Origin of the sequence: Falsigemmobacter faecalis (assembly GCF_003863335.1) — a bacterium.
Classification (GTDB): Bacteria; Pseudomonadota; Alphaproteobacteria; order Rhodobacterales; family Rhodobacteraceae; genus Wagnerdoeblera; species Wagnerdoeblera faecalis.
Genome location: NZ_RRAZ01000012.1, coordinates 42026 through 53856, shown reverse-complemented (window position 1 = coordinate 53856; position 11831 = coordinate 42026). Strand labels below are relative to the sequence as shown.

The window sequence follows — 11831 nt, the reverse complement described above, 5'->3', positions numbered from 1 at the left end:
GAACGCCCGCAGCGCCCCTCAGATCATGCGATCGGCAGGCGGCTTTCCACCATGCCCACCAGCCAGGACGAGCCCGCCGGGATGGCCGTATCGTCGAAGTTATAGGCCGGATGGTGAACCCCTGCGGTATCGCCATTGCCCATAAAGATATAAGCGCCCGGCACTTCTTCCAGCACATAGGCGAAATCTTCGCCGCCCATGGTCGGCAGGATCGGATGCACCGGCACGCCCGAGACCTCTTCGGCAACCTTGATGGCATAGCCGGTCTCAACCTCATGGTTGATGACGCCGGGATAGCCCTCAATCCACTCCACCTCAGCCTCGGCACCATGCGCGAGCGCAGTGCCCTCAGCGATGGCTTTCACGCGCTCCCCGGCCAGCTCGCGGCTTTCTTTGTAAAGCGTGCGCACCGTGCCGCGCAGCTCAACCTGCTGCGGGATCACGTTATAGGCCTCAGAGCTGGTCTGGAACGAGGTGACCGAGACCACGATCGATTTCAGCGGATCATTGACGCGCGAGGCGATGGTCTGCAGCGCCAGCACGATCTGCGAGCCGATGACCGTGGGGTCAATCGTGTCATGCGGTTTTGCCGCGTGACCGCCCCGGCCCTTGACCACGATGCGGAAGGTATTGGTGGCCGCCATCAGCGGACCCGGCTTCACCGCGAACTGCCCCGTCGCAATGCCCGGCCAGTTGTGCATGCCATAGGCCTCTGAGACCTTGCCCCAGCGGGTCAGAATGCCGTCGTCGATCATCGCTTTGGCACCGGCACCGCCCTCTTCGGCGGGCTGGAACATCAGCACCACAGTGCCGTCGAAATTGCGGGTTTCTGACAGGTATTTCGAAGCCCCCAGCAGCATGGCGGTGTGGCCGTCATGGCCGCAGGCATGCATCACGCCGGGGGTTTTCGACTGATACTCAAGCCCGGTGTCTTCCAGGATCGGCAGCGCATCCATATCGGCGCGCAGCAGCACCACTTTGCCCGAGGTATTGCTGCGCCCTTTGATCACGCCGACCACACCGGTTTTGCCGATGCCGGTGGTGATCTCATCGAGCTCCATCTCGCGCAGACGCGCTTCGACGAAGGCAGAGGTCTTATAAAGCTCATACTGCAGCTCGGGGTTCTCATGCAGGTGCTGGCGCCAGGCGGCGATTTCGGGCTGCAGTTCTGCAAGGCGGTTTTTCACCGGCATTTTGGTCTTCCCTGTTGGTCGTGTGGTTTATCGGGCGGGCATACGGCGCTCAGCCAGCAGCGCAAACCAGCTGCAGCCCAGCGGCATGATCTCATCGTCAAAGCGGTAGGCCGGGTGATGGCACATCGGCGTGTCGCCATTGCCGAGGAACATATAGGCCCCCGGACGCGCTTCCAGCATATAGGCGAAGTCTTCCGCCGGCATGACCGGGGGCGTGTCGCGGTTCACCGCAGAGGTGATTTCAGCGGCGATATCGGCGGCAAATTCGGTCTGCGCGGGGTGGTTCACCGTCACCGGATAACCACGATCATAGATCAGCTCCGCCGTCGCGCCAAAGGCCTCAGCGGTTGAGGTGACGATGCGGCGCAGGCTCTCTTCGGCGACATCGCGCATCGCCTCATCAAGGCAGCGCACCGTGCCGGTCATCTTCACCGTATGGGGAATGACATTGCGGGCCTGACTGTCGGTCTCAATGGTGCAGATCGAGAGCACCACGCTTTTGAGCGGATCGACATTGCGCGAAACCACGCTCTGCGCCGAGACGATGATCTGTGCCGCGACCAACGCGGTATCAATCGCCTGATGCGGGGCCGCCGCATGGCCGCCCTTGCCGGTCACCCGGATCTCCAAGCTGTCGGCCGAGGCCAGCAGCGCGCCGGGACGGATCGCAAAGGTCCCTGCCTTAATTCCCGGCATATTGTGCATGCCGTAGACTTCCTGGATGTTCCAGCGCTCCATCACGCCGTCATCGACCATGGCTTTGCCACCGGCGCCGCCCTCTTCGGCGGGCTGGAACAGCAGCACCACGGTGCCGTCGAAATTGCGGGTTTCCGCCAGATATTTCGCAGCCCCCAGCAGCATCGCCGTGTGGCCGTCATGGCCGCAGGCATGGCTGACACCGGGAATGGTCGAGGCATAATCGACGCCGCTGGCCTCCGGGATCGGCAGCGCGTCCATATCGGCGCGCAGCCCGATCACTTTGCCCGAGGCGGTGGATTTGCCGTGAATGACGCCCACCACCCCGGTGCGGCCGATCCCCGGCACCACCTCATCGCAGCCGAAGTCCTTCAGCTTTTCGGCCACGATCCCGGCGGTGCGATGCACCTCATACATCAGCTCAGGATGGCGGTGAAAATCCTGCCGCCAGGCGGTGATCTCGGGCAGGAGTTCGGCGAATCGGTTTTTTATCGGCATGGAGCTGGCCCCTTGTAACAGACCGGGCCGGCCGGTTCTGCGTCTTCTTTGCACCAGCCTGCCCGCTGCGGCAGACCTCTGCAAGGGGGGATCAAAAGACAGAGGCGAGCGCGCTTCGGGGCCTGCAACTCCAAAGGAAATTCTGTGGTGTTCCAGGCTCACACGCAAAAATGTATAAATCTCATGCAAAATTTCATGAGGAAATCCAATTTCCGGCCATAATATGTAAACGACATACGGCTACTCTGACCGAATGCAGGCGAGGAGGCACAGATGAAAGACACCGACCATTTCAGCGTCCTTTTGTCAGAAGGCGAAGAATATCATGAAACATTTCTGCGTTTCCCGGTCTCAGCGGCGAAAACCATCGCAGTGATCTTTTCGCTCTTTGCCTTTGCCATGATGGCGCTGACCGCCCCCTGATCCATAGCAAAGCCCGCGGCGTTTCCGCCGCGGGCTGCGCATTATTTCGCGATATCAGCGATCAGGCCGGGCCTGTATCGCCTCAGCCGTCCAGACGGAAAGCAAGGGCCTTGAGATAGCCGCCCTCTGCCAGCTGCGGCAGCACCGGGTGGTCGGGGCCTGCAAAACCGGTGTGAAGGATCTGGCTGCGACGACCGCCGCGACCGATACCGCGCGCCGAGGCATTGCGGAACGCGCTCAGATCCGCGGCATGCGAACACGAGCAAAGCACCAGAATGCCGCCCGGGGCGACCAGCGGGGCCGCCAGACGGGCCACACGCTCATAGGCACGCAGACCGGCTTCCAGCGCCGGCTTGGCCGGAGCGAAGGCGGGCGGATCGCAGATCACAACGCCGAACTGCTCTCCCTCAGCCGCCAGGGCCTCCAGGGTTGCAAAGGCATCGCCCTGCCGCGTGGCAAAGCGATCCGAGGCGCCCATGGCCTCTGCGCCTTTGCGCGCCAGATCGAGAGCCGCTGCAGAGCCGTCCACGGACAGCGCCGAAGCCGCCCCCGCGGCCAGCGCCGCCAGACCAAAGCCGCCGACATGCGAGAAGACGTCCAGCACCTTTTGCCCGCGCGAGAGCGCAGCCGCAAAGGCGTGGTTCGGACGCTGATCGTAGAACAGGCCGGTCTTCTGGCCACCAATCAGGTCAGCCATATAGATCGCGCCGTTCATCTTCACCGGCACCGGGCCGTTGAGGTCACCGCGCAGCAGAAGGGTCTCTTCCGGCAGGCCTTCCAGCCCGCGCGAGCGGCCCGAGCCGTTTTTCACAACGGCGCTGACGCCGGTCACCGCGACCAGCGCGGCCACAAGAGCCTCAAGGTGAGTCTCTGCCCAGGCCGCATTCGGCTGCACCACGGCGACATCACCGAAACGGTCGATGACCACGCCCGGCAGGCCATCGGCTTCGGCATGGACCAGACGATAGAAGGGATCAGCATAAAGCCGCTCACGCAGATCGAGCGCGCGCTTCAGGCGGATTTCGAACCAGGCCTGATCGATCACGGCTTCCGGATCGCGGTCAATCATCCGCGCAATGATGCGCGAACGGGTGTTGACGGTCACAAGACCAAGCGTCCGGCGCTCAGCATCTTCGAGGATCGCCAGCGCGCCGGGCTCAAGGCCCTGGGTGCGGCGGTCGGTGACCAGTTCATCGCCATAGACCCAGGGGAAACCGTGGCGGATCGCGCGGGCTTCGGCTTTGGGACGCAGGCGGACAATGGGATAGGATGATACACTCATGGGCTCTTTTACGCGCCGCGCGCCTTGTGAGGAAGGGAAATGTGAGGCCGCGGGCCTCAAAAAGAAAAGCCCCGGGCGGATGCCGGGGCCGTCTTTTCAGAGAGGCGGAGAGAGGATCAGACCGCGCGGTTCTGACCTTTGCCCGCAGTCCGCGAACCGGCCCCAAAGAGCGCACGCAGACGCTGCGCGATGGCCGAGACACCCTTCGCCAGAACGCGGGCGCGGTGGGCGCGGGCTTCGCGGAGGATGGTATTGAGTTCCTGCGGGGTCAGGGGGGCGGCGGGAGTGAAAGATTTGCTCATGACAGGCTCCGGAAATTTCTGCTGCGTTGTCCCCCAAATGGGCCTTATGCTGCGATTGCACAATGATGCTGCAGTGCAGAGCCGCCATGCGCCTGGCGCAATGCCCGCGCCTTTGGGTGGCGATTGCTTGTGTCTGTGCAACGCGGAACCTACATTTAAGGGGCACACCTGCCCGTCCCGGAGCCTATATGACCATCCATTCGCGCATCGCTGAAGTGACCCGCCGCATCGTGGCCCGGTCGTCTGAGACCCGCGGGCGATATCTGGAGCGTCTGGAGCGGGCGGCAGCCATCGGCCCTGCCCGCGCGCATCTCGACTGCTCAAATGCGGCCCATGCCTCGGCGGGGGCCGGTCCGGATCAGGCGGCGATCGCCGCGGCGGCGGCCCCGAATATCGGCATCGTGACCGCCTATAACGATATGCTTTCGGCGCATCGTCCCTATGAGGATTATCCCGCCCAGATCCGCGACTACGCCCGCCGCGCCGGGGCCACGGCCCAGGTCGCAGGCGGCGTGCCGGCGATGTGTGACGGCGTGACGCAGGGCCGCGCAGGCATGGAGCTGAGCCTGATGTCGCGCGATGTCATTGCGCTCGCCTCAGGCGTCGCCATGAGCCACGACTGTTTTGACGCCGCACTCTGGCTTGGGGTCTGCGATAAAATCGTGCCCGGTCTGGTGATGGCGGCGGCAAGCTTTGGCCATATTCCGGCGGTCTTTGTGCCCGCAGGCCCGATGACCTCAGGACTGCCGAATGACGAAAAGGCGAAGGTGCGCCAGCGCTTTGCGGCCGGAGAGATCAGCCGGGCGGAATTGATGGCGGCGGAGATGGCCAGCTATCACGGCTCGGGTACCTGCACCTTTTACGGCACGGCCAATACCAATCAGATGCTGATGGAGCTGATGGGCCTCCATCTGCCGGGCGCGGCCTTTGTGAACCCCGGCACGCCTTTGCGCAGCGCGCTGACGGAAGCGGCGGTCGCACGCGCGGCCGCGATCACCGCGCGGGGAGCCGAATTCACCCCCGCAGGCCATGTGCTGAGCGAAAAGGCCTTTGTGAACGGCATCGTCGGGCTGATGGCAACCGGGGGCTCGACCAATCTGGTGCTGCATCTTCCGGCCATGGCGCGGACGGCGGGGATCCTGCTCGACATATCCGATTTTGCCGATCTCTCAGAGGTGGTGCCGCTGCTGGCGCGGGTCTATCCCAATGGTCTGGCGGATGTGAACCATTTCCACGCTGCGGGCGGCATCGCCTGGCTGGTGCGTCAGTTGCTGGATGCGGGGCTGCTGCATGAGGATGTGGCGACCGTCGCCGGTCGGGGCCTCTCGGCCTATGCCGAAGAGCCGGTGCTGCGCGAGGGGGCTCTGTCATGGCAGAGCGTCTCGGGGGCCTCGCTGAATGACCGGATTCTGCGGCCCGTTGCGGCGCCCTTTCAACCCAGCGGCGGCCTTGTCGCTTTGCAGGGAAATCTGGGGCGCGGGGTGATGAAGGTCTCTTCGATCCCTGAGGATCGCCATCTGATCGAAGCGCCTGCCCGGGTGTTTCAGACCCAGGAGGCCGTAAAAGAGGCCTTCCGCGCCGGAGAGTTCACGTCAGATGTCATTATTGCCGTGCGCTTTCAGGGGCCGCGGGCCAATGGGATGCCGGAGCTGCACGGGCTGACGCCGGTGCTTTCGGTTCTGCAGGCCCGGGGTCTGCGGGTCGCGCTGCTGACGGACGGGCGGATGTCGGGAGCTTCCGGTAAAGTTCCGGCAGCCATCCACCTCAGCCCGGAAGCGGCGGATGGCGGACCGCTGGCGCGGCTGCGCGATGGCGACCTGGTGCGGCTTGATGCCGGCAGCGGCGAGCTTATCGTGCTGGAACCGGGCTTCGCAGAGCGCCCTGTGGCGGTGGCGGATCTCTCGGCGAACGATTTTGGCACCGGGCGCGAGCTCTTTGCGGGGCTGCGGGCGCGGGCTTCGGGGGCGGAAAATGGCGCTTCGATCCTGTGGTGAGCGCGATGCGGATCGGTGAAAGCGGTCGCTGTCCGCCTCATTCTCCGCGGTAAAGACAGCTGCGAGCCTATGCCCGTTGTCTGATGGGAATGCGTTTTGCAATCCTGGTTCAAATTGCGTTTCTCACACCGCCGCGTGTTGATGGATTTGCCTCTGGCCATCGCCGGTGGCGAAGGCGCGGACCCTGCCTTGGACGCTTGAGAAGGATGCATCCGGAGGTGAGGTGGCGCGGCACCACGGCCTGCAGGCGAACCGGCTTTCCGTCGGCCATTTTCTCCGTGCCTTTGGCGGGCCTTCATCCTGAGGCCGACGCCGGGGAGGCGGATCCCGAGCGCCACCTGGCCCGTCGATTTCAGAAAAGGTCGCGACAGGCTGGCTCTGCAGCGGAGCTCACCGATTGGGCAGGCAGGGGCCGCCGTCCGGCTCGCCCAGGTCGTTGAGCAATTGGCCGAAGCGTTGAAACGGACCAGTTCAGCGCGGAGCCAGGCCGCTTTGGGGCCGTGCGAGCCGCTTGGAACATAACAGCGCCCGACCTCACTCCTGGACCCGGGGCTGCAAAGCTCGGCGATCTTCGGGGGCTGGCCCAGGGTGACCCTGCGGAAGGAGCGCAGATGATCTGCCCGGCGAGTTTATTCCCATCGATCCGGATGGCGCAGCGAAGGCTTTAACGGAGTCCTGCGGACGAAGGATGGTCGCAAAACGCTCTGGGCGAGGCCGGTGAAGGGCTTGTAACCGCCGGATCAAAACCACCCGCAAAGGCGGCATCCTGCCGTCATCGCCCAATGCCAGGCGCGCGCGCGCCGTAAGCTGAGAGATCCCTTCGACAAGGACGGATCCGGGATCGGGGCCGAAGGACTGTAGCGGATGGCTGAGATCTGAACCGTGGTCACGATCACACCTGAGCAACGCCTGTCAGTACGCCAGACGCGGTCTGCACCTAAGCGATCAGTCACGGCAACGGGCGCATGGCTGCTGTTGCCGCGCCGGGCGTCTTGGCGAAATCACGCCTCTGTGAGGAATAGGCATATTCTCATAATTCCTGTCAGGGTTTGTAAGCTTTCCTCACCGATGAACACCTCGCTGTTACCGGCAGCCCTCTCGCGGACAATCTGATGCGCCCCATCGCGGTGAGCAGCAGGAATGCGCAGTTTGCTGGTGATGATGAGGGGGCTTTGGCTGCGAAGGCATGGAGGCGATCATCGGGACCGGCACGTTCGGCGGCAGCGAACCCTTCGCCGGTCTCAGCGCGATCTTCACCGCGATTGCCGGGGGGCCCTCGGAACAGGCTCGATGAACTTCTGTTCTGAAACGGCAGGGGGGGGGGGAACCTGCTCTGATGCGGGGGCCGGTGAGGGCATCCTGATCGGCTGCGTGTGAAGATGAGTATTTAAGAAAAGCCAAAGACAACGCCGCGGGGGATGAGCCCGCGGCGTTTTTAAGCTTACAGGGTCGCGGTTTCGCCGATGGCGATACAGGCGGCCGAGCCGATCGGGGTCGGGCGGCGCCCGGGGATCGCGAGTTTGCACTCGGGGCGCACCAGAGGGCAGCGCGGGTGGAAGGAGCAGCCCGGGGGCGGCGAGATCGGGTTGGGGATTTCCCCCTCGACCGATTTGCGGCGCCGGCCGGAGAGCGCGAGATCGGGGACCGCTTCGAGCAGCATCCGGGTATAGGGGTGCTGCGGCTCTTTGAAGAGGGCCTTGGCCTCGGAGACTTCGACAAGGCGGCCGAGGTAGAGCACGCCGATGCGGTTGGCCATATGGCGCACCACGGAGAGGTCATGGCTGATGAAGAGATAGGTCAGGCCCAGCTCATCCTGCAGATCGCGCATCAGATTGAGGATCTGTGCCTGGACCGAGACGTCGAGCGCAGAGGTCGGCTCGTCGCAGACGATGAACTCGGGCTTGGACGAGAGCGCGCGGGCAATGGCGATCCGCTGGCGCTGGCCGCCGGAGAATTCATGCGGGAATTTTTCCGCATCTTTCGCCGAGAGGCCCACCACGCCGAGGAGGCGCTCGGCCTCTTTGCGGGCGTCGGTGGCATTGGCCATGCCGAAGGTGATCATCGGCTCAGCGATGATATCCCCCACCCGCCAGCGCGGGTTCAGCGAGGCGAAGGGGTCCTGGAAGATCATCTGGAAGCGGCGGCGCAGATCGCGAAGCTCTTTGGGGGAGAGCCCCGCCATATCGCGGCCGTCGAAGGAGATTTTGCCGCCCGAAATGCCGACAAGGCCGACCATCATCTTGGCGATGGTCGATTTGCCCGAACCGGATTCGCCCACGAGGGCAAAGGTTTCGCCGCGGTTGATCTCAAAGGAGACATCCGCGGTAGCGGTCAGGAACTGTTTCTCTTCGCGCTCAATGACCCGGTTCAGGAAGGGTTTTGAGACGTCGAATTTGCGCCAGAGGTTCTCAACGCGGATCAGGGGCTCAGCCATGGGCCTTCTCCTCATCGTAAAGCCAGCAGGCGACCTGACGGCCATTGGGACGCGCGATCGGATCGGGGCGTTCCGCCGTGCAGCGGCCGAAGGTTTGGGTGCAGCGCGGATTGAAGGCGCAGCCCGGCGGGATGGCGTTCAGCCGCGGCATTGATCCCGGGATCGAGATCAGGCGATCGCTTTCCTGGGTCAGGGTCGGGATCGAGCCCATGAGCCCCTGGGTATAGGGATGCTCAGGCCGGGTGATCACGTCATGGACGGTACCGATCTCAGCCAGACGCCCGGCGTAAAGCACGGCGACGCGGTCGGCAGTCTCAGCGATCACGCCCATGTCGTGGGTGATCAGCATGACGGCGGCGTTGCGCTCGGCGCAGATCTCTTTGATCAGATCGATGATCTGAGCCTGAACCGAGACGTCGAGAGCCGTCGTCGGCTCATCAGCGATGACCAGTTCCGGCTCGGCGCAGAGCGCAAGCGCGATGACCACGCGCTGGCGCATCCCGCCCGAGAAGTGGTGCGGGTAGTCGTCGATGCGGCGCGCGGCCGCCGGGATGCCGACGCGGTCCAGCAGCGCGATGGCCCGCCTGCGCGCCTCAGAGGCCGAGACCGGGAGGTGGGTCATAATGGTCTCGGTCAGCTGTTTGGCGACCGTATAGAGCGGGTTCAGCGAGGTCAGCGGATCCTGGAAGACCATGCCGATGCGCTTGCCGCGCACTTTTCGCATGGCGTCCGGGGAGATATTGTCGATCCGCTCTCCCTTCAGCAGGATCTCGCCCCCGGCGATGCGGCCCGGCGGCTCCAGCAGGCCGATGATCGAAGCGCCGGTCAGCGATTTGCCGGCACCCGATTCACCGACCATGCCCAGGACTTCGCCCGGCATGATGTCAAAGGAGACGCCGTTCAGCGCGGTCAGCACACCGCGGCGGGTCGGGAATTCAACCTTCAGGTCGCGGACGGAAAGCAGCGGCTTTGTCATTTCAGCCTCGGATTCAGAGCGTCGCGCAGCCAGTCACCCAGCAGGTTGACCGAGAGCGCCAGCGCAAGCAGCGTGGCGGAGGGGAACAGAAGGATCCACCATTCGCCGGAGAAGAGATATTTCTGGCCATTGCCGATCAGCGTGCCCAGCGAGGGCTGGGTCGGCGGCACACCCACCCCAAGGAACGACAGCGTTGCCTCAGAGATGACGGCGAGGGCCAGCGAGATGGTGGCGATCACCAGCACCGGGCCAAGCACATTGGGCAGAATATGCGAGAAGATGATCCGGGCCGGATGCACGCCGATGACGCGGGCGGCCTGGACATATTCTTTGTTCTTCTCAACCATGGCCGCACCACGGACGACGCGGGCAAACTGCACCCAGTCCGAGAGGCCAATGGCCACGATCAGCACCCAGATCGCCATGGTCTCGCGCATATTCGTCGGGATCACGCCGCGCGCGATGCCGAAGATCAGCAGCGCGATCAGGATCGAGGGGAAGGAGAGCTGCACATCGGCGATGCGCATCAGCAGGCTGTCAACCCAGCCACCGCGCCAGGCGGCGACAAGGCCCGCAGTGATCCCGAGGATCATCCCGAAGGCCACAGCCGCAAAGCCCACGAAAAGCGAGATCCGCGCGCCGTAAAGGATGGTCGAGAAGATATCGCGGCCCTGGTTGTCGGTCCCCATCAGATAGGTATTGCCCGAGAACTCATTGGGCACCATCGGACGCGAGAAGCCGTCCATCAGGTTCAGCGATGAGGGGTCAAAGGGGTTATGCGGCGCGATCCAGGGCGCGAAGACCGCCCCAAGGATGATCGTCAGCGCCACAATGGCCGCAATGATAGTCACCGGCGAGCGGCGGAAACTATAGGCGACGTCACTGTCCCACATTCGGGCCAGTTTACTGGTGGATTGGCTCATCTGCGGGCTCCGGTCATCGGAAGGGAGATCTGGCGGCAGAGGCCGCCGCGAAGGGCGTGGAGGGGCGCTCGCATCAGTGCTTGCCCCCGCCATCCAGCCGCAGACGCGGGTCCACGATGTAATAAAGGATGTCGACGATCAGGTTGATGATGACGAAAATCGCCGCGATCATCATGAGGTAAGCCGCCATCACCGGCACATCGACAGCCTTCACCGAATTGATGAACAGCGAGCCGATCCCGGGCCACTGGAATACGGTTTCAGTGATGATCGAAAACGCGATGATCGAGCCGAGCTGCAGGCCCATGACGGTGATCACCGGCACCATGGTGTTCTTCAGCGCGTGACCAAAGTGAATGGCACGCTGCGACAACCCACGGGCGCGGGCGAATTTCACATAATCGGTGCGCAGAACTTCCAGCATCTCCGCGCGCACAAGGCGCATGATCAGCGTCATCTGATAAAGCCCCAGCGTCACCGCCGGCAGCACCAGCGAGGCCCGGCCCGAGGGCGTCAGGAAGCCGGTCGTCCACCAGGAGGTCAGCGCCACGGTATCGCCGCGACCAAAGGAGGGGAGCCATTTCAGCTCAACCGCGAAGACCCAGATCAGCAGCACGCCGATCAGGAAGGTCGGCAGCGAGACCCCGATCAGCGAGAGCGTCATAATCCCGTTCGAGGCCAGGCCCCGGCGGTTCAGCGCGGTATAGACGCCAAAGCCCACACCGAGAATGAAGGCGGCGGTGCCGGAGACCAGCGCCAGTTCAAGCGTTGCGGGCAGACGCGACAGGATGAGCTTCATCACCGGCTCCTGCAGCCGGTAAGAGATCCCGAAATCTCCCTGCACGGCGCGGGTGATGAAATTCCAGAACTGCACCACAAAGGGGTCATAGAGACCGAGCTGACGGCGCAGCGCCTCACGGTCTGCGAGAGAGGTTTCCTGGCCCACCATGGAGTTAACCGGGTCACCAACGAAACGAAACAGGGCGAAAGAGATCAGGGCAACGACCAGCATAACGAGGATCGATTGCAGAACTCTGCGAAGTGAATAGGCGAGCATGGGTGTTTGGACATCCCCTGGCTGGCAAAGCCGCCGATGCGATGCACCGGCGG

Annotated in this window: 10 protein-coding genes; 2 read left to right on the top strand and 8 right to left on the bottom strand. The window is 63.7% G+C overall.

Translation table 11 applies throughout. From position 1 onward, the window contains the following. Nucleotides 1-23 precede the first annotated feature (23 nt). Nucleotides 24-1193 carry a M20 aminoacylase family protein gene (locus EG244_RS09645; protein WP_124964802.1) on the bottom strand — a complete coding sequence of 390 codons (1170 nt, stop codon included), beginning with the start codon at nucleotides 1191-1193 and terminating at the stop codon, nucleotides 24-26. 27 nt (nucleotides 1194-1220) lie between these two features. Continuing rightward, nucleotides 1221-2387, bottom strand: a complete 1167-nt coding sequence (locus tag EG244_RS09640) for a M20 aminoacylase family protein (protein ID WP_124964801.1) — start codon at nucleotides 2385-2387, stop codon at nucleotides 1221-1223. Nucleotides 2388-2660: 273 nt separating this feature from the next. Here EG244_RS09640 and EG244_RS20405 point away from each other — a divergent pair, with 273 nt between their 5' ends. Further along, on the top strand, nucleotides 2661-2810 hold the full coding sequence (locus EG244_RS20405; protein WP_158617282.1) for a hypothetical protein: 150 nt from the start codon (nucleotides 2661-2663) through the stop codon (nucleotides 2808-2810). Nucleotides 2811-2892: 82 nt separating this feature from the next. On the opposite strand, the gene EG244_RS09635 is transcribed toward EG244_RS20405, so the two are convergent. Both EG244_RS09635 and EG244_RS09630 read right to left on the bottom strand, forming a co-directional pair. Further along, a complete protein-coding gene (locus EG244_RS09635; protein WP_124964800.1) occupies nucleotides 2893-4092 on the bottom strand; it encodes an RSP_2647 family RNA methyltransferase in 1200 nt (399 codons plus the stop codon). A 116-nt stretch (nucleotides 4093-4208) separates the two neighbouring features. Beyond that, nucleotides 4209-4394 carry an RSP_7527 family protein gene (locus EG244_RS09630; protein ID WP_124964799.1) on the bottom strand — a complete coding sequence of 62 codons (186 nt, stop codon included), beginning with the start codon at nucleotides 4392-4394 and terminating at the stop codon, nucleotides 4209-4211. 188 nt (nucleotides 4395-4582) lie between these two features. Here EG244_RS09630 and edd point away from each other — a divergent pair, with 188 nt between their 5' ends. Continuing rightward, a complete protein-coding gene (gene edd, locus EG244_RS09625; RefSeq protein WP_124964798.1) occupies nucleotides 4583-6388 on the top strand; it encodes a phosphogluconate dehydratase in 1806 nt (601 codons plus the stop codon). A 1441-nt stretch (nucleotides 6389-7829) separates the two neighbouring features. Here edd and EG244_RS09620 read toward each other — a convergent pair. From EG244_RS09620 to EG244_RS09605, 4 genes are all read right to left on the bottom strand, one after another. Further along, nucleotides 7830-8822, bottom strand: coding sequence for an ABC transporter ATP-binding protein (locus EG244_RS09620; RefSeq protein WP_124964797.1), 993 nt, complete (start codon nucleotides 8820-8822; stop codon nucleotides 7830-7832). Continuing rightward, nucleotides 8815-9798, bottom strand: coding sequence for an ABC transporter ATP-binding protein (locus EG244_RS09615; protein WP_124964796.1), 984 nt, complete (start codon nucleotides 9796-9798; stop codon nucleotides 8815-8817). Before EG244_RS09615 ends, EG244_RS09620 begins: the two co-directional genes overlap by 8 nt. Further along, nucleotides 9795-10721 (bottom strand): ABC transporter permease, encoded by a 927-nt coding sequence (locus EG244_RS09610; RefSeq protein WP_124964795.1) that lies wholly within the window; start codon nucleotides 10719-10721, stop codon nucleotides 9795-9797. The genes EG244_RS09615 and EG244_RS09610 overlap by 4 nt, the downstream gene beginning before the upstream one ends. 73 nt (nucleotides 10722-10794) lie before the next feature. Further along, nucleotides 10795-11778: an ABC transporter permease gene (locus EG244_RS09605; RefSeq protein WP_124964794.1), complete on the bottom strand. Its 984-nt coding sequence runs from the start codon at nucleotides 11776-11778 to the stop codon at nucleotides 10795-10797. Between the last annotated feature and the right edge of the window lie 53 nt (nucleotides 11779-11831).